The 16,685-nt window shown below is 59.9% G+C and carries 16 protein-coding genes and 1 pseudogene; 14 read left to right on the top strand and 3 right to left on the bottom strand.

Annotated elements, in window-relative coordinates; translation table 11 throughout:
• A pseudogene (locus GIW04_RS11020) lies at positions 1 to 1,038 on the top strand (RNA polymerase-associated protein RapA); the annotation flags it as partial.
• 166 nt (positions 1,039 to 1,204) lie between these two features.
• Here the strand turns inward: GIW04_RS11020 and GIW04_RS11015 are convergent.
• On the bottom strand, positions 1,205 to 2,551 hold the full coding sequence (locus tag GIW04_RS11015) for a spinster family MFS transporter (protein WP_003193525.1): 1,347 nt from the start codon (positions 2,549 to 2,551) through the stop codon (positions 1,205 to 1,207).
• A gap of 253 nt (positions 2,552 to 2,804) precedes the next feature.
• Here GIW04_RS11015 and GIW04_RS11010 point away from each other — a divergent pair, with 253 nt between their 5' ends.
• Both GIW04_RS11010 and GIW04_RS11005 read left to right on the top strand, forming a co-directional pair.
• Positions 2,805 to 3,173 (top strand): YkgJ family cysteine cluster protein, encoded by a 369-nt coding sequence (locus tag GIW04_RS11010; RefSeq protein WP_003193526.1) that lies wholly within the window; start codon positions 2,805 to 2,807, stop codon positions 3,171 to 3,173.
• Positions 3,174 to 3,312: 139 nt separating this feature from the next.
• Positions 3,313 to 5,574, top strand: a complete 2,262-nt coding sequence (locus GIW04_RS11005; RefSeq protein WP_003193529.1) for a putative bifunctional diguanylate cyclase/phosphodiesterase — start codon at positions 3,313 to 3,315, stop codon at positions 5,572 to 5,574.
• 227 nt (positions 5,575 to 5,801) lie between these two features.
• Here GIW04_RS11005 and GIW04_RS11000 read toward each other — a convergent pair whose 3' ends face one another.
• Positions 5,802 to 6,104 carry a DUF2288 domain-containing protein gene (locus GIW04_RS11000; RefSeq protein ID WP_003193531.1) on the bottom strand — a complete coding sequence of 101 codons (303 nt, stop codon included), beginning with the start codon at positions 6,102 to 6,104 and terminating at the stop codon, positions 5,802 to 5,804.
• Between the two features lie 341 nt (positions 6,105 to 6,445).
• Here GIW04_RS11000 and GIW04_RS10995 point away from each other — a divergent pair, with 341 nt between their 5' ends.
• The 9 genes from GIW04_RS10995 to GIW04_RS10950 all read left to right on the top strand — a co-directional run bounded on the left by GIW04_RS10995 (position 6,446) and on the right by GIW04_RS10950 (position 14,141).
• The gene (locus GIW04_RS10995; protein ID WP_003193533.1) at positions 6,446 to 7,573 is read left to right on the top strand and encodes a branched-chain amino acid ABC transporter substrate-binding protein; all 1,128 of its coding nucleotides are present in this window, start codon (positions 6,446 to 6,448) and stop codon (positions 7,571 to 7,573) included.
• A 227-nt stretch (positions 7,574 to 7,800) separates the two neighbouring features.
• Positions 7,801 to 8,724, top strand: coding sequence for a high-affinity branched-chain amino acid ABC transporter permease LivH (gene livH, locus GIW04_RS10990; protein ID WP_003193535.1), 924 nt, complete (start codon positions 7,801 to 7,803; stop codon positions 8,722 to 8,724).
• The gene (locus GIW04_RS10985) at positions 8,721 to 9,974 is read left to right on the top strand and encodes a high-affinity branched-chain amino acid ABC transporter permease LivM (protein ID WP_003193536.1); all 1,254 of its coding nucleotides are present in this window, start codon (positions 8,721 to 8,723) and stop codon (positions 9,972 to 9,974) included. The genes livH and GIW04_RS10985 overlap by 4 nt, the downstream gene beginning before the upstream one ends.
• Complete coding sequence (livG, locus tag GIW04_RS10980; protein ID WP_003193538.1) at positions 9,971 to 10,738, top strand: high-affinity branched-chain amino acid ABC transporter ATP-binding protein LivG; 768 nt, start codon at positions 9,971 to 9,973, stop codon at positions 10,736 to 10,738. The genes GIW04_RS10985 and livG overlap by 4 nt, the downstream gene beginning before the upstream one ends.
• Position 10,739: 1 nt before the next feature.
• On the top strand, positions 10,740 to 11,441 hold the full coding sequence (locus GIW04_RS10975; RefSeq protein WP_003193540.1) for an ABC transporter ATP-binding protein: 702 nt from the start codon (positions 10,740 to 10,742) through the stop codon (positions 11,439 to 11,441).
• 247 nt (positions 11,442 to 11,688) lie between these two features.
• Positions 11,689 to 11,985 carry a BufA1 family periplasmic bufferin-type metallophore gene (locus tag GIW04_RS10965; protein ID WP_120248471.1) on the top strand — a complete coding sequence of 99 codons (297 nt, stop codon included), beginning with the start codon at positions 11,689 to 11,691 and terminating at the stop codon, positions 11,983 to 11,985.
• 22 nt (positions 11,986 to 12,007) lie between these two features.
• Positions 12,008 to 12,886 carry an MNIO family bufferin maturase gene (gene bufB / locus GIW04_RS10960; protein ID WP_120248472.1) on the top strand — a complete coding sequence of 293 codons (879 nt, stop codon included), beginning with the start codon at positions 12,008 to 12,010 and terminating at the stop codon, positions 12,884 to 12,886.
• Positions 12,883 to 13,659 (top strand): HvfC/BufC N-terminal domain-containing protein, encoded by a 777-nt coding sequence (locus tag GIW04_RS10955; protein ID WP_120248473.1) that lies wholly within the window; start codon positions 12,883 to 12,885, stop codon positions 13,657 to 13,659. Before bufB ends, GIW04_RS10955 begins: the two co-directional genes overlap by 4 nt.
• Positions 13,656 to 14,141, top strand: a complete 486-nt coding sequence (locus tag GIW04_RS10950) for a DoxX family protein (protein ID WP_003193547.1) — start codon at positions 13,656 to 13,658, stop codon at positions 14,139 to 14,141. Before GIW04_RS10955 ends, GIW04_RS10950 begins: the two co-directional genes overlap by 4 nt.
• Here the strand turns inward: GIW04_RS10950 and GIW04_RS10945 are convergent.
• The gene (locus GIW04_RS10945; RefSeq protein ID WP_003193552.1) at positions 14,132 to 15,046 is read right to left on the bottom strand and encodes a LysR family transcriptional regulator; all 915 of its coding nucleotides are present in this window, start codon (positions 15,044 to 15,046) and stop codon (positions 14,132 to 14,134) included. The two genes, GIW04_RS10950 and GIW04_RS10945, sit on opposite strands and share 10 nt — an antisense overlap.
• Before the next feature lie 217 nt (positions 15,047 to 15,263).
• Here GIW04_RS10945 and GIW04_RS10940 point away from each other — a divergent pair, with 217 nt between their 5' ends.
• Positions 15,264 to 15,863 (top strand): short chain dehydrogenase, encoded by a 600-nt coding sequence (locus GIW04_RS10940; protein WP_003193553.1) that lies wholly within the window; start codon positions 15,264 to 15,266, stop codon positions 15,861 to 15,863.
• A 96-nt stretch (positions 15,864 to 15,959) separates the two neighbouring features.
• Positions 15,960 to 16,631 carry a COG3650 family protein gene (locus tag GIW04_RS10935; RefSeq protein ID WP_032895666.1) on the top strand — a complete coding sequence of 224 codons (672 nt, stop codon included), beginning with the start codon at positions 15,960 to 15,962 and terminating at the stop codon, positions 16,629 to 16,631.
• Positions 16,632 to 16,685: the final 54 nt, after the last annotated feature.

The raw sequence follows: 16,685 nt of genomic DNA, 5'->3' as shown, positions 1-16,685 counted from the left end.
CTGTTCCAGTGGTACCACGAAGCGCTCAATGCCTTCCTCAACACCTGCCCGACCGGCAACGCCTTGCAGCATCAGTTCGGCCCACGCCTGCTGCCCTTGCTGGAAGCTGCCGACGACAGCGAGTGGCAAGCCCTGATCGACGAAGCCCGTGCCGAGCGCGAGCGCCTGGAGCAGGAGTTGCACACCGGTCGCGACCGCTTGCTGGAACTCAACTCCGGCGGCGCCGGCGAAGGCGATGCGCTGGTCGAGGACATCCTCGAACAAGACGACCAGTTCGCCCTGCCTATCTACATGGAAACCCTGTTCGACGCGTTCGGCATCGACAGCGAAGACCATTCGGAAAACGCGCTGATCCTCAAGCCCAGCGAAAAAATGCTCGACGCCAGCTTCCCCCTGGGCGACGACGAAGGTGTGACCATCACCTACGACCGTAACCAGGCGCTGTCGCGCGAAGACATGCAATTCATCACCTGGGAGCACCCGATGGTGCAAGGCGGCATGGACCTGGTGCTGTCCGGTTCCATGGGCAACACCGCCGTGGCGCTGATCAAGAACAAGGCGCTCAAGCCAGGCACCGTATTGCTTGAACTGCTGTATGTCAGCGAAGTGGTCGCCCCGCGCTCCCTGCAACTGGGCCGCTACCTACCGCCGGCCGCCTTGCGCTGCCTGCTGGATGCCAACGGCAATGACCTGTCGGGCCGCGTGTCGTTCGTGACCTTGAATGACCAGCTGGAAAGCGTGCCACGGGCCAGCGCGAACAAATTCGTGCAGGCGCAGCGCGACCAACTCACACCGCGCATCAACGCCGGCGAAGAGAAGATCGCCCCACGTCACGCCGAACGCGTGGCCGAAGCCAAGCGTCGCCTCGCGGCAGACACCGACGAAGAGCTGGCGCGCCTGACCGCGTTGCAAGCGGTCAACCCGACCGTGCGCGACAGCGAGCTGGTTGCCCTGCGCAACCAACGCGAGCAAGGCCTGGCCATGCTTGATAAAGCGGCGTTGCGACTGGAAGCGATTCGGGTGCTGGTGGCAGGTTGATAAACCGCTGAACGTAAAAGGCCCGCTTAGTGCGGGCCTTTTTAGAGATCGTTCCCACGCTCTGTGTGGGAATGCATCATGTGACGCTCTGCGTCACGACTTTAAAGCGGACGCAGAGCGTCCAGAGCGGCGTTCCCACGCAGAGCATGGGAACGATCACTCGGTCTCACGCCGTTACCGCAGTTGCCGGCACCTCAACCGCACTCAACCCTTCCTTCATCCGCTTGGCATCGCGCACAAAACTGCGCGAGGCCTGGAACAGAAACAGCATGGTCAAGAACAGCGCCACCGGAATCAGGTACATGGCGTCATGCAAGCCCACGGCTTTATAAGCCTCGGTCATCTGCTGCGCCCCGTCCGCATACATCGCCGAATGAGCAAAGTGATCGGACAGCGCCCCGACCACCACCGGCCCCATGCCACCGCCGAGCAAATACAGCCCGGCAAAAAACAGCGCCATCGCCGTCGCGCGCAAACGCGGTTCGACCACGTCCTGGATCGCGGTATACACGCAGGTATAGAAGTTGTAGGCAAACAACCAGCCCACACTGAACAGCGCGACAAACACCCCGATTTCGACACGCCCGGCATGCAATGCCCAGGCGGTGGTAACCGTGGAGATGATCAAGCTGAACGCGGCAAACAACAACCGGCCATTGGCGACACGCTGATGAATCTTGTCGGCAATCCAGCCGCCCAGCGTCAATCCCACCAGGCCGGTCAGGCCGACGATGACGCCGGTCGCGACGGCCGCGTCCTGCAACGGCATAAGGAAATAGCGTTGCAGCATCGGCACCAGGAATGAGTTGCACGCATAGGTAGCGAAGTTAAAGCACAACCCGGCCAGCACCAGCCACAGGAAGGTCGGCACGGCCAGCACGCGGCGGATCGGGCGGTCGACGCGCTCCTGGGAAACTTGCACGGTTTCCGCCGCGCCGCGCTTGGGTTCTTTTATGTAGAACATAAACACCGCCAGGATCAGCCCCGGCACCGCCGCGATAAAGAAGGGCGCGCGCCAGCTGTCGAACGCCTTGACCATCGCACCGATCGTAAAGAACGCCAGCAACAGGCCCAACGGCAGGCCAAGCATGAAAATCCCCATGGCTCGGGCGCGGCGGTGGGCGGGAAACAGGTCGCCAATCAGCGAATTGGCCGCCGGTGCATAGCTGGCTTCGCCAATGCCAATGCCCATGCGCACCAGCAGGAAGGTCCAGAAACTGCCGACCATGCCATTGACCGCCGTCAGCCCGCTCCAGGCAAACAGGCCCCAGCCCATCAACTTGCTGCGTGAACCGGTGTCGGCCAGGCGCCCCAGCGGCAGCCCGGCAATGGCGTAGACGATGGTAAAGGCGGTGCCGATGATACCGAGCTGAAAGTCGCTCAAGTGCCATTCCATGCGGATGGGCTCGATGATAATCGCGGGGATGGTGCGATCGAAGAAGTTGAACAGGTTGGCCAGGAACAGCAGGAACAGAATGCGCCAGGCATTCGCCGCTTGGGTCGAGTTCTGCATGGGTCCGTCTCTTTTATTGTTATGAGAGCTGTGATGCCCGGTGCATCCTGCTCAGGTCACTGCAACATAGTCAGGCTGGCGGTGATTGTCTGTAATGATTCGTAAAGCTGATAGGGCATGATTTCACCCAGGCAACAGGGGATTTTGCCCACGAAAATATAAGTGCGTACCCCTCTTCCCAACGGCCATGGCACGGATAGAATGGCGAGCCTTTCGCAGCACCCTCCTCCTACTTTTCTTATTGATGACGCCCATGTCCGAAGCCAGTCCGTGTCTGAATTGCGGTGCCTGCTGTTCACACTTTCGCGTGTCTTTCTTTTGGGGTGAGTGCGCCTCGTCCGGGGGCACGGTGCCCGATGAGCTGGTGGTGCAGATCAACCCCAGCCGCGTGGCGATGATCGGCACCGACCGCAAGCCGGCACGGTGCTGCAGCCTTGAAGGTGAAGTCGGACAAGCCACCAGTTGCTCAATTTATGAACAACGCTCCAGTGTATGCCGTGAGTTCGAGGCGTCTTGGAGCCAGGGCGTGCAAAATGTCGATTGCGACGCCGCCCGTGCCGCATTTGGCCTGGCCCCGCTGGAGGCCCCGCACTTCGAACTCGACCTGCCCATCAGCGCTTAGCACCAAACGCTATGGAAGGCATATCAAAATAATTTGAGATCAAAACGCCATTACTGATGGCAAATTTCGAGAGACTCCTATACTCGACCTCATAGGTCATCGCCGCTGGCAGTGACAGGGCTCTGTGACGGGATAAGCTATGGAATGGCTGGGGCAGCATTTTTTTACCGACCTTCCAGACAGCGGGCATTTATTGCTCAATTGCACTCATAACCCGTTTCTGGTGCTGCTGGCGTACCTGGTCGCCTGCGCGGCGGGTTTCGGTACCCTGGACATGGCCGAACGTGTCGGCCATGTCGAAGACCCCACCGCCCGCCGCCATTGGCGCTGGCTGGGTGCGGGTTGCCTGGCAGGCGGCATCTGGTCGACCCACTTCATCAGCATGCTGGCCTTCCAAGCGCCCATTGCCATTCACTACGAACTGATCATGACGTTCGTCTCGCTGCTGATTGCCCTGATCGCCTCGCTGCTCGCCATGCAGACCCTCAGTCATACCCACCTGCGTTTTCATCAGTACCTGGTGGCTTCGGTGTGGATGGGGCTGGGTATCGCGCTGATGCACTACGTGGGCATGTCGGCCATGCGTTCCCAAGCCCAGGTGTACTTCGAAACGCGGCTGTTTTTGGCCTCGGTGGCGATTGCCATGGGCGCCAGCCTGGCGGCGTTGTTGCTGTCCAGTTACCTGCGCAATGGGGCCGGCGTGTTTCACCAACTGCTCAAATACGCCGCCAGCCTGGTGCTCGGCGCCGGGATCCTGAGCATGCACTTCACCGGCATGGCGGCCATGCAAATGCTGGTGCCCAGCGGCACGGATCTGTCGTTGCGGGCCGATGACAACCCGATTCAACTGGGCCTCTCAGTCGCGATGATCACCTTGCTGGTGATCGGCAGCAGCGTCAGCGCAGCCCTGGCCGACAAGAAGCTGCAACACAAGGAGCGCGACCTGCGCCGGGTCAACGCGCTGCTCAGCGAACTCGACCAGGCCCGCGCCTCGCTGCAACAAGTGGCCCACTTCGACGCGTTGACCAGCCTGCTCAACCGCCGTGGTTTCAATCAGATCTTCGCGGAGAAAGTCGCGGAAAAAACCCGCACTCAGGGCATGATGGCGGTGATCTTCCTCGATATCGACCACTTCAAGCGTATCAATGACAGCCTGGGCCATGATGCGGGCGACCAGCTGCTCACGGTGCTCGCCGGGCATATCAAGGGATCGATACGCAGCCATGAAGATGTGGTGGCACGCTTTGGCGGCGATGAGTTCTGCATCCTGGTCAATATTCATCACCGCGACGAAGCCCGGCACATGGCCCAGCGCATCATGCAGAAGATGAAAGAACCCATCGAACTGGCCGGTCGGCGCATGGTGATGACCACCAGCATCGGCATCAGCCTGTTTCCCGAAGACGGCCACACCTGCGAAGAACTGCTTAAAACCGCCGACCTGGCGCTGTACCAATCCAAGGATGCCGGGCGCAATTGCTTGAACTTCTTCAGTTCCAACCTTAAAACCCGTGCCTTTCTTGAGCTGCAACTGGAAGAAGAACTGCGCGCCGCCTTACGTACGCGCAGCCAGTTGGTGCTTTTTTATCAACCGATCTTCGACATGAAGCTGGGCAAGGTCACGCGCCTGGAAGCCCTGGTGCGCTGGCAACACCCCCAACACGGGCTGCTGGCCCCGGACCGCTTTATCGGCATTGCCGAGAACAACGGGCTGATCGCCGAGCTGGACCACTGGGTATTGCGCCAGGCCTGTCACGACCTGAGCCTGTTGTCTGACCGGGGCTACACCGAGTTGATCATGGCGGTGAACTGCTCGGCGTTGAACCTGGCGCGTGACGAACTGGCCGATGAAATCGAAGACGCCCTGCGCTTCGCCGGCATCGGCACCAACCGCCTGGAACTGGAAGTCACTGAAAACGCGTTGATGGGCAATATCAGTAGCACCCTGGCCCTGTTGCGGCAGATTCGCGCCCTGGGTGTGTCACTGGCCATTGATGACTTCGGCACCGGCTATTCGTCGCTGGCTTACCTCAAGCGTTTGCCGCTCAACACTTTGAAGATCGACCGCTCGTTTATCCAGGACATCCCCAAATCCACCGCAGACAGCGAAATTGTCCAAGCGATTATTGGCATGGCCCACACCCTGCATTTGCAGGTGGTCACCGAAGGCGTGGAAACCCAGGCGCAGTTCGAGCTGTTGCTCAAGCATGGCTGCGACTACATCCAGGGCTACCTGCTCAGCCCGGCGGTGCCCTTCGACGACATCATCGGCGTGATGCAGGGGATTGCCATGCGTAATCCGCTATATCCGCTCAGCGTGGAAGGCAAAGACGCTCCACCGCCAAACGACCCAGCTGCGGGACGTATCGGCCCGCCTTCTATTGTCAGGCCGATCCGCTGAGACCAAGACGCGCAAGCTGACGATTTGAATGCGCGCGCTGCAGCGCTGAGTCATACGCCGAAACAATTGCGCGGCTATTTCCCGACGACCTGAACTGTGCCCGTGACGTTTACGTCACCCTCGCCTGTGATCTTTCGCTACGGCAAGGTGCCATCACGCGATAAGCGGTTACTCCCCTACACACTTCAGCGCGTGAAAAATACGCACCTTTTTAGTGCTGGCAATTCTTACGCCGCCCTTTCCTGGATCAGAATCCATGGCGAGACCACCACTGCCCACAAGCTCGGATCACGTTCCACCAGGTCCAACGCCCGCGATGCAGACACTTCGCCAAGACTCCCGGCAGCTAGCCAGGCGGCGACTTTGTCACGGTTGTCTTCGGCCATTCCTTCGGCGGCCTCGATCAAATCCAGGCTGGCATCGACCCACAATAGGGCACCCTTGGCAAAGAACGGTTCAAGCTCCTTCCAGGAAATTTCGGCTGTTTCACCGAGCAGCTTGGCATAGAGGGTGCTTGGTTCTTGCGTCATGGGAATTCACCTGAGTAAAAAATCGGCGCAATCATAGCCCCGTCGCTCAGGCAGAAAAACCCAGTAGCAAATGAAGTAGCGATTGAAAGCGCCAGGAAAGCCAAGGAATGCCTTGAAAGCTGTTAGCAACCCGCCGCGATTCTGTCTTTTTCTTTCATTTAAGCGACATACCCAGGTTTTGCCCCCAGCTGCCAGCTTTTCAAGCGATCAGCCAGCGCTCTACACTGTACCGGTACAGTTGCCAGGGCAATGCCGGGGGGATATCCGCGATATCTGATCCGGTTCTGCAGCTCACAAGGCCGCTAGAACTATAAAAAATACAACAGTAAGAGTGGAGCACTATGAATAAGGCTACTAAGCAGATTTCCAAACTGTTTGCCGCTATGGTCCTGGCTGGGGTTGCCGGCCATTCGTTCGCAGCCGACACCATCAAGATCGGCATCGCCGGTCCCAAGACCGGTCCGGTGACGCAATACGGCGACATGCAATTCATGGGTGCCAAGCAAGCCATCAAAGACATCAACGCCAAGGGCGGCGTAGACGGCAAGATGCTTGAAGCCAAGGAATACGACGACGCTTGCGATCCAAAACAAGCCGTGGCCGTTGCCAACAAAGTGGTCAATGATGGCGTCAAGTTCGTCGTCGGCCACCTCTGCTCCAGCTCCACTCAGCCAGCGTCGGATATTTATGAAGACGAAGGCGTCATCATGATTACCCCGGCTGCCACCAGCCCTGAAATCACTTCCCGTGGCTACAAGCTGATCTTCCGCACCATTGGCCTGGACAGCGCGCAAGGCCCAGCGGCCGGCAACTACATCGCCGACCACGTGAAGCCGAAAATCGTCGCCGTACTGCACGACAAGCAGCAATACGGTGAAGGCATCGCCAGCGCCGTGAAGAAGACCCTTGAAGAAAAAGGCACCAAGGTTGCCGTCTTCGAAGGCCTGAACGCCGGTGACAAAGACTTCTCCTCGATCATCCAGAAACTCAAGCAAGCCAATGTCGACTTCGTCTACTACGGCGGCTACCACCCTGAGCTGGGCCTGATCCTGCGCCAAGCCAAGGAAAAAGGCCTGAACGCCAAGTTCATGGGCCCGGAAGGCGTGGGTAACGACTCCATCTCGCAAATCGCCCAGGGCGCTTCCGAAGGCCTGCTGGTGACCCTGCCGAAATCCTTCGACACCGACCCTGCCAACAAAGCCATCGTTGAAGAGTTCGCCAAGAACAAGCAGGACCCAACCGGTCCGTTCGTGTTCCCGGCCTACTCGGCAGTTGAAGTGATTGCCGGTGGTATTGCTGCGGCCAAAAGCGAAGACACCGCCAAAGTGGCCGAGGCCATCCACGCCGGTACCTTCAAGACCCCTACGGGCGACCTGAGCTTCGACGCCAAGGGCGACCTGAAGGACTTCAAGTTCGTGGTCTACGAATGGCACTTCGGTAAACCAAAAACCGAAGTTTCCCCTCAGTAAGCCAGGCGTTACTGGTCAACAAGCCCACTGTGCAAGCAGTGGGCTTTGTTTTACGAGGTTTATGGGCCATGTCACCCGCGATCCGGGCGCTGGCTCACCTGAAAATCTTAAAACCGTCACCAGCGGTTCGCTGGCAAACGCTTTGTGCAACCTGGTCACAGAACAGGGCACCGAGCCGGAAATGACTCCACCAGTGAAATGCGTATCGGGTTTTTAGGAGCGCTGTAATGCCTGAGATCTATCATTTTTTCCAACAGCTGGTTAATGGCCTGACCATTGGCAGCACCTATGCCTTGATAGCCATTGGCTACACAATGGTTTACGGCATCATTGGAATGATCAACTTCGCCCATGGCGAGGTGTACATGATTGGTTCCTACGTGGCCTTCATCGCCCTTGCCGGGCTGGCCATGATGGGGATCCACTCCCTGCCGCTGTTGATGACCGCTGCGTTTTTGGCATCGATCATCGTGACCAGTGCCTATGGCTACAGCATCGAGCGGGTTGCCTACCGTCCCCTGCGGGGCAGCAACCGTTTGATCCCGCTGATTTCTGCCATCGGCATGTCGATTTTCCTGCAGAACACCGTATTGCTGTCCCAGGACTCCAAGGACAAGTCCATTCCCAACCTGATTCCGGGGAGCATCTCCTTCGGCCCGGGTGGCGCACAAGAAGTGCTGATTTCGTACATGCAGATTCTGGTTTTCGTGGTCACCCTGGTGGCCATGCTGGGCCTGACGCTGTTCATCTCCCGCTCCCGTCTGGGGCGCGCCTGCCGGGCCTGTGCCGAAGACATCAAGATGGCCAACCTGCTGGGCATCAACACCAACAACATCATCGCCCTGACCTTCGTCATTGGTGCTGCGCTGGCGGCCGTGGCGGCCGTGTTGCTGAGCATGCAATACGGCGTGATCAACCCCAACGCCGGCTTCCTGGTGGGCCTCAAGGCCTTTACCGCGGCGGTATTGGGCGGCATCGGCAGCATTCCGGGCGCCATGCTCGGCGGGCTGGTGCTGGGTGTGGCCGAAGCCTTTGGCGCCGATATCTTCGGTGACCAGTACAAGGACGTCGTCGCGTTCGGCCTGTTGGTTCTGGTGCTGTTGTTCCGTCCGACCGGCATCCTGGGCCGTCCGGAGGTTGAGAAAGTATGAGCAGATATCTTAAATCGGCGTTTTTCAGCGCCTTGCTGGTCTGGGCCGTGGCCTTTCCGGTACTCGGTCTCAAGCTGAGCATTGTCGGCATCAACCTTGAAGTGCATGGCACCGGGCCTGTCACCCTGACCGTCATCGCGCTGTGTTCGGTGCTGATGTTCCTGCGTGTACTGTTCACCCAGCAGGTTGGAGCCCTGTTCAAGGGCAACCGTGGCCCGTTGGTGTCGCCCAAGGTCAGCCAATTTCTGACCCTGCCGCGCACCCAGCGCTACATCATCATCGGGCTGATCATCGCGGCGCTGATCTGGCCGTTCTTCGGCTCGCGCGGCGCGGTCGACATTGCCACGCTGATCCTGATCTACGTGTTGCTGGGCCTGGGCCTGAACATCGTGGTGGGCCTGGCGGGCCTGCTCGACCTGGGTTATGTGGGCTTTTACGCCGTGGGTGCCTACACCTACGCGCTGCTCTCGCATTACCTGGGCTGGAGCTTCTGGATCTGCCTGCCACTGGCCGGTATGGCGGCGGCGACGTTCGGCTTCCTGCTGGGCTTCCCGGTGCTGCGCCTGCGCGGTGACTACCTGGCCATCGTGACCCTGGGCTTCGGCGAAATCATTCGCCTGTTCCTGCGTAACCTTACCGACATCACCGGTGGCCCCAACGGCATCAGCAGCATCCCCAAGCCGACATTCTTCGGGCTGTCGTTCGACCGCAGCGCCGCCGAAGGCATGCAGACCTTCCACGAGTACTTCGGGATTGCCTACAACCCGGTGAGCAAAGTGGTGTTCCTGTACCTGGTCGCGCTGTTGCTGGCATTGGCGGCCCTGTTCGTGATCAACCGCCTGCTGCGCATGCCCATCGGGCGCGCGTGGGAAGCGTTGCGCGAAGATGAAATCGCCTGCCGCGCCCTGGGCCTGAACCCGACCATCATCAAGCTTTCCGCATTCACCCTGGGCGCTGCGTTCGCAGGTTTTGCCGGCAGCTTCTTCGCCGCTCGCCAAGGCCTGGTGACGCCGGAATCGTTCACCTTTATCGAGTCGGCGATCATTCTCGCCATCGTGGTATTGGGTGGCATGGGCTCGCAACTGGGCGTGATCCTGGCGGCCATCGTGATGATCCTGCTGCCGGAAATGATGCGTGAGTTCAGCGAATACCGCATGTTGATGTTCGGCGCCATGATGGTGCTGATGATGATCTGGCGTCCTCAAGGCCTGCTGCCCATGCAACGTCCACACATGGAGCTGCGCAAATGAGCCGCGAGATCCTGAAAGTCGAAAACCTGAGCATGCGCTTCGGCGGTTTGCTGGCGGTCAATGGCGTGGCCCTGACCGTCAAAGAGAAACAAGTGGTAGCACTGATCGGCCCCAACGGCGCCGGCAAGACCACGGTGTTCAACTGCCTCACCGGTTTCTACAAGCCGAGCGGTGGCAGCATCCTGCTGGACGGCCAACCGATCCAGGGCCTGGCCGGCCACGAAATCGCCCGCAAAGGCGTGGTGCGGACCTTCCAGAACGTGCGGTTGTTCAAGGACATGACGGCAGTCGAGAACCTGTTGATCGCCCAGCACCGTCACTTGAACACCAACTTCTTCGCCGGCCTGTTCAAGACCCCGGCGTTCCGCAAAAGCGAGCGCGAGGCCATGGAATACGCGGCGTACTGGCTGGACAAGGTCAACCTGACCGAGTTCGCCAACCGCCCCGCAGGCACCCTCGCCTACGGCCAGCAACGACGCCTGGAAATCGCCCGTTGCATGATGACGCGCCCGCGCATCCTGATGCTCGACGAACCTGCCGCCGGCCTGAACCCCAAGGAAACCGAAGACCTCAAGGCGCTGATCAGTGTGCTGCGTGAGGAAAACAACGCCACGGTGCTGTTGATCGAACACGACATGAAACTGGTCATGAGCATCTCCGACCACATCGTGGTGATCAACCAGGGCACGCCGCTGGCCAACGGGACGCCGGAGCAGATCCGCGACAATCCTGAAGTGATCAAAGCCTATTTGGGGGAAGCGTAAAATGCTGCAATTCGAAAACGTTTCCACTTTCTACGGCAAGATCCAGGCCCTGCACAGCGTCAATGTGGAAGTACGCCAGGGTGAGATCGTCACCCTGATCGGCGCCAACGGTGCCGGCAAATCGACCTTGCTGATGACCTTGTGCGGTTCGCCGCAAGCCTACAGTGGCAGCATCCGCTACATGGGTGAAGAACTGGTGGGCAAGCACTCGGCAGAGATCATGCGCAAGAGCATTGCGGTGGTGCCCGAAGGCCGTCGAGTGTTCTCGCGCCTGACCGTCGAAGAGAACCTGGCCATGGGTGGGTTCTTTACCGACAAGGGCGATTACCAGGAGCAGATGGACAAGGTGCTGCACCTGTTCCCCCGCCTCAAGGAGCGTTTCAGCCAGCGCGGCGGCACCATGTCCGGCGGCGAGCAGCAAATGCTCGCCATCGGCCGGGCGCTGATGAGCAAGCCAAAGCTGTTGCTGCTGGACGAGCCTTCCCTGGGCCTGGCACCGATCATCATCCAGCAGATCTTCGACATCATCGAACAGCTGCGCAAGGACGGGGTGACGGTGTTTTTGGTCGAGCAGAACGCCAACCAGGCGCTGAAAATCGCTGACCGCGCCTATGTGCTGGAGAATGGCCGAGTGGTGATGCAGGGCACCGGTGAGCAATTGCTGACCGATCCGAAAGTGCGGGAGGCGTACCTGGGCGGCTAAACACAGGCTGCCATAGAAACCGGATCAAAAATGTGGGAGCGGGCTTGCTCGCGAATGCGGTGAATCAGCCAGGAAACTGTTGGCTGACACACTGCATTCGCGAGCAAGCCCGCTCCCACATTTGTTTGGTGTGAACCGTACTATTGAATTTATTTTCGAAGTTTGTGTAACGCAATTCGTCGAGCTCTCTCTAGTGGTGCATGCAGGCAATCAAGCCTGCGCATTCAACCACTGCTGGAGACACACCATGACCACCAAACTGTCCGCTGCCACCCTCGTTCTGGCCCTTGGTTCTGCCCTGAGCCTGTCCGCCCTGACCACCACCGCCCACGCGGCCGACGACATGCAGAAGTGCTACGGCGTGGCTGAAGCCGGCAAGAATGATTGCGCCGCAGGCGCCGGTACTTCCTGCGCGGGCACCTCTAAAACCAAAGACCAGGCCAATGCCTGGAAACTGGTCCCCGCCGGCACATGCACCCAGACCCCAAGCACCACCTCGCCGACCGGTTTTGGCCAGGAAGCGGCCTTCACCGCCAAACCCTGAACCCCGCGCAGCCTGAGTACTGATGATGACGCTTACAGCCCAACACGCGGTCTCACCGGCTCAGGCGCCCGGCCTGCCCTATCGGGCCGGGCTGGGGCTCAAGACCGAGCACTTCACTGAGGTGCTCGAGACCCGCCCCGACATCGGTTTTTTCGAAGTACACGCCGAAAACTACATGGTGGCCGGCGGCCCGTTTCATCACTACCTGGGGTTGATTCGTGCGCAATACCCCCTGTCACTGCACGGCGTCGGCCTGTCCATCGGCGGCGAAGGCCCTCTGGACCGCGAGCACTTGGCTCGCCTGGCCACGCTGATCGAACGCTACCAACCCCAGTCTTTTTCCGAACACCTGGCCTGGTCCAGCCACGGCCCGGTGTTTCTCAACGACCTGCTGCCCCTGGCTTACGACGCCAGCACCCTGGAGCGGGTATGCGCACACGTCGACCAGGTACAAAGCACGCTCAAGCGCCCGATGCTGCTGGAAAACCCGTCCACCTATTTGCAGTTCCAGCGCTCCACCCTGGACGAAACCGACTTCATCAGCGAGATCGTCCGCCGTACCGGTTGCGGCCTGCTGCTCGACGTCAACAACGTCTACGTGTCCTGTATCAATCACCAGCGCGACCCGCTGGCCTACATCGATGCCCTGCCATTGCACGCAGTGGGTGAGATTCATCTGGCCGGTTTTGCCGAAGACACCGACAGCCTGGGCGACCGCCTGCTGATCGATGACCACGGTGCGCCAATCGATAACGCCGTGTGGCAGCTGTATGCACAGGTATTGGCACGGACGGGAGCGGTGGCCACGCTGATCGAGCGGGATAACCAGGTGCCCGCGTTCAGCGTGCTGCAAGCAGAGGCCCGACAGGCCGAAGGGTATTTGTCGCAGGTGGCCCGATGAGTATTCAGCAGGCATTTGCCCAGGCTTTACTGGCCCCGCAAGCAACCTGCCCCGAGGGCGTGTTCAGCAGCAACGGTGCTGAGCCGACGAGCCGCTTTGCGGTGTATCGAAACAATGTCCATAGCGCGTTGATCAATGCTTTGGCGGCCGCCTACCCGGTGGCGCGGCAACTGGTCGGCGATGAGTTTTTCCGCGCCATGGCCGGCTTGTATGTCCAGGCCCACCCGCCTATCAGCCCGTTGATCAGTGAGTACGGCGGCACGTTCGCTGACTTTATCCAGTCTTTCGAACCGGCCTCAAGCGTGCCCTACCTGGCCGATGTCGCCCGGCTGGAACGCTTGAGGGTCAGCGCTTATCACGCGGCGGATTGCCAGGTTCTGGATCAGCACAGCGTACTTCGGCAACTGCAAGGCTGCGCACAACTGGGACAACTGCGTGTACGACTGCATCCGTCACTTGCCACGCTGGAATCTTCCTACGCGGTGGTATCGGTTTGGGCGGCGCATCAGGTCGACGGGGCTATCGCCACTTTGAACCCCTGGTATGCCCAAGGCGCGATGGTCTTGCGCCAAGGGTTGGCGGTCAAGGTATTCGCCATCGACCGCGGGTCTGTGACCTTTATCAACCGACTCAACCAAGGCGCAGGGCTGGAGATGGCCATCGCTGACGCCCTGCAAGCCTCTGACGAATTCGATTTGCACCAATGTCTTACGCTGTTGATCAGCCACGACGCCATCACCCATTTACATCTGCAACCCGAGGTATCGCCATGAACTTTCCCGCTCCCTGCCTGGTAAAGCGAACCGTCGCACTGTTTGAAAAAATCCCTTACAGCCTGATCGCCTTTATCGCGCGCTTCTCCATTGCGGCGGTGTTCTGGAAGTCTGGCCAGACCAAGGTCGAAGGCTTTGCCATTGACCTGATCAGCGGCACCTTCCAATGGGGTGAGCCCAAACTTGCCGCCTCGACCCTGTTTTTATTTCGCAGCGAATACCAATTGCCTCTGCTGTCGCCGCAGGTGGCCGCGCACCTGGCAACCTTTGCCGAACATTTTTTTCCGGTATTGATCCTGCTGGGGTTCGCCACGCGTTTTTCGGCCCTGGCCTTGATCGGCATGACCTTGACCATCCAGCTGTTCGTCTACCCTGACGCCTATCCCACTCACGGCACCTGGCTTGCGCTGTTATTGCTGTTGCTTGCCAAAGGCCCAGGCTGCCTGTCCATCGACCACCTGATTGCCCGCCGCTATCGCTGAAGCCGATCCAGCGCTTCGCCGCTGCGCTTGAACCAGTCCACCAGGTAGTCGGCCAACACCTGGGTACGCCGTGGCAGGCCGCCCTGGTAGGGATGCACCAGGTACATCGGCATGCTGCGTGTCTGATAGTCGCGCAGCAGCCAGCGCAATCGGCCGTCAGCCAGTTCCGCGGGTAGAACGTAGGACGGCAGGCGGGCAATACCGGCGCCGACCAACGCGGCTTTTTTCAGCAGGTTGTAGTGGTTGGAGGCGAAGGTGCCGCTCACCTTTACCCGCAGCAATTCGTGTTGCTGGTGGTACAACCATTCCTCGCGGCCGCTGTAATGGCTGTTGAGCAGACAGCTGTGCGCCGCCAGGTCCGCCGGGGTCAGTGGTTCGCCATGCTGTTCCAGATAAGCCGGGCTGGCGCAGGTCATTTCATGCCAGGCCAGCAAGGGTTTGGCCACCAGGCGTTCATGTTCGATGGCGCCGGAGCGTACGCCCAAGTCAAAGCCATCCCGTGCCAAGTCTCGGTAGCTGTTATTGAGCTCCAGCTCGATCTGCACCTGGGGATACTGCTTGGAGAATTCCAGCAACAAACCATCGAAGAAGGTTTCGCCCAACGACACCGGAACGGTCATACGCACAGGGCCGGCCAAATCATCTTTGAGTCGCGCCAAGGCCTGACGGGCGCGCTCCACCTGCACCACCAACGCTTGTGCCTGGGGCAGCAACGCCGCGCCGGCAGCGGTGAGGCTCAGCTTGCGCGTGGTGCGGTGCAGCAGTACCACGGCGAACTGCGCTTCCAACTGGCTGATGCGCTTGGACAACTGCCCTTTGCTGCAGCCCAATTGTGCGGCCGCTACGGTGAAACTACCGGCCTCGATCAGCACGGCGAACGCCGCCAGGTCATCCATTTCGCTCATGGATTGTTTCCATTTGAAAACCAAAGGTTGCCTATTAGCGCGTTTATCCGACTAAAAAGCCACACTAGACTGAATGCAAACCCATACCACTGCAGGAGCGAGCTTGCTCGCGAAAAACTCAAGATCGCCGCCGTGTAGTCAGTTTTACCGCGTGATCGTTGACGTTCTTCGCGAGCAAGCTCGCTCCTACAGGGAATCAGCCCAGAGGAACAGCACGATGAAAATCCTATTGATCGGTGCCAGCGGCACCATCGGTTCAGCGGTCAAGGCGCAACTGGCCCAGCGCCACGAAGTGATCAGCATCGGCCGCACCAGCGGCGACTTTCAGGTGGATATCAGCGATAGCGCCTCGCTCCGCCGGCTGTTCGAGCAGACCGGCAAGTTCGACGCCCTGATCTGCGCGGCAGGCAACGTCAACTTCGTGCCCCTGGCAGACATGAACGACAGCGATTTCGAACTGGGCCTGCGTGACAAGCTGATGGGCCAGGTCAACCTGCTGTTGATCGGTCGTGAGTACGCCAACGATGGCGCTTCGTTCACGTTCACCAGCGGCATTCTGAACCGTGATCCGATCCGCACCGGCGCTTCGGCGGCTTTGGTCAACGGTGCATTGGATGCCTTCGTCAAAGCGGCGGCCATTGAATTGCCACGCGGCCTGCGCATCAACTCGGTCAGCCCGACGGTGTTGCTGGAAGCCATGGGCAGCTATGCCCCTTATTTCCGCGGCTACAAACCTGCTCCCGCCGCCGATGTGGCGCTGGCGTACGCAAAAAGCGTCGAAGGCCTGCAAACCGGTCAGACCTTTATCGTAGGTTGAAGGTGAGATCCGTAAGAAACGCCTGAAGCTGGCAAGCGGGCTTGTGATGCACGGCCAGCCTGCGTAACGTGGCGGCACTTGCCTGGAGACCCGATAATGCGCGCCGCCCGTACCCTCGCCCTGTTTGCCTTGCTTCCTCTGTTCGCCGCTTGCCAATTGTTTGAAAGCGAGCCGGCCAAGCCATCGACTGTCGGGCTGACCCGTATGCAGGGTGAGTTGACGGCGGTGGACGGCAAACTGCTGTTTCAGCCATGCGGCGACCAGCGCAGCTACGTGGTCAACGACACCGGCGGCACCAGTGTCCTGCAGGAAGCGGCCTCGCTGGCCGGCCAGCAGGGCATGTTGTTTGCCGACCTGCGTGGCAAGTTTTCCGGGGTCGCCAGCGGCACCCAAGGTTCAGTAGACCTGCAACAGCTGTATCGCGTCGAACGCTCGACCTCAGCCTGCTCCGACCCGGATTTCAAGCGCATGATCCTGCGGGCCAATGGCCATAAACCCGCCTGGGCAATGAATGTCACGGCCAAGGGCATGGTGCTGGAACGCGAAGGCCAGCCACCTTTGGCAGTGCCGTACGTCGAGGAACAACTGGGCGACGGCCGTTTCAACCTGATGACCGAAGCCAATAACCAGCACATCGAACTGTGGGTGGCGCCCCAGCGCTGCGTCGACAGTGTGAGCGGCAGCCTGCAACACATGAGCGCCGAGTTGCGCGTGAACGGCCAGGTGCAGCGCGGTTGCGCGGCGTTCGGCGGCTCGCGGGACGATTAACCTGACGGAAAGTCGCCATTGGGGCTTATAATCGCCGGTTTGCAAAACAGCCGG

This window comes from Pseudomonas sp. PA-4-8C (genome assembly GCF_021606625.1).
In the GTDB taxonomy this organism is placed as follows: domain Bacteria; phylum Pseudomonadota; class Gammaproteobacteria; order Pseudomonadales; family Pseudomonadaceae; genus Aquipseudomonas; species Aquipseudomonas lactis.
The sequence above is the reverse complement of the archived record's forward strand: the minus strand, read 5'-3'. Positions and strand labels throughout refer to the sequence as shown.

Bases quoted from the DNA above. Each gene is read 5' to 3' on its own strand.
- GIW04_RS10945 (WP_003193552.1), bottom strand. From the start codon at position 15,046: ATGAGCGAAATGGATGACCTGGCGGCGTTCGCCGTGCTGATCGAGGCC.
- GIW04_RS10965 (WP_120248471.1), top strand. From the start codon at position 11,689: ATGACCACCAAACTGTCCGCTGCCACCCTCGTTCTGGCCCTTGGTTCT.
- GIW04_RS10995 (WP_003193533.1), top strand. From the start codon at position 6,446: ATGAATAAGGCTACTAAGCAGATTTCCAAACTGTTTGCCGCTATGGTC.
- livG (WP_003193538.1), top strand. From the start codon at position 9,971: ATGAGCCGCGAGATCCTGAAAGTCGAAAACCTGAGCATGCGCTTCGGC.
- GIW04_RS10985 (WP_003193536.1), top strand. From the start codon at position 8,721: ATGAGCAGATATCTTAAATCGGCGTTTTTCAGCGCCTTGCTGGTCTGG.
- GIW04_RS10950 (WP_003193547.1), top strand. From the start codon at position 13,656: ATGAACTTTCCCGCTCCCTGCCTGGTAAAGCGAACCGTCGCACTGTTT.
- GIW04_RS11010 (WP_003193526.1), top strand. From the start codon at position 2,805: ATGTCCGAAGCCAGTCCGTGTCTGAATTGCGGTGCCTGCTGTTCACAC.
- GIW04_RS11000 (WP_003193531.1), bottom strand. From the start codon at position 6,104: ATGACGCAAGAACCAAGCACCCTCTATGCCAAGCTGCTCGGTGAAACA.
- GIW04_RS10975 (WP_003193540.1), top strand. From the start codon at position 10,740: ATGCTGCAATTCGAAAACGTTTCCACTTTCTACGGCAAGATCCAGGCC.
- GIW04_RS11005 (WP_003193529.1), top strand. From the start codon at position 3,313: ATGGAATGGCTGGGGCAGCATTTTTTTACCGACCTTCCAGACAGCGGG.
- bufB (WP_120248472.1), top strand. From the start codon at position 12,008: ATGATGACGCTTACAGCCCAACACGCGGTCTCACCGGCTCAGGCGCCC.
- GIW04_RS10940 (WP_003193553.1), top strand. From the start codon at position 15,264: ATGAAAATCCTATTGATCGGTGCCAGCGGCACCATCGGTTCAGCGGTC.
- GIW04_RS10935 (WP_032895666.1), top strand. From the start codon at position 15,960: ATGCGCGCCGCCCGTACCCTCGCCCTGTTTGCCTTGCTTCCTCTGTTC.
- GIW04_RS10955 (WP_120248473.1), top strand. From the start codon at position 12,883: ATGAGTATTCAGCAGGCATTTGCCCAGGCTTTACTGGCCCCGCAAGCA.
- livH (WP_003193535.1), top strand. From the start codon at position 7,801: ATGCCTGAGATCTATCATTTTTTCCAACAGCTGGTTAATGGCCTGACC.
- GIW04_RS11015 (WP_003193525.1), bottom strand. From the start codon at position 2,551: ATGCAGAACTCGACCCAAGCGGCGAATGCCTGGCGCATTCTGTTCCTG.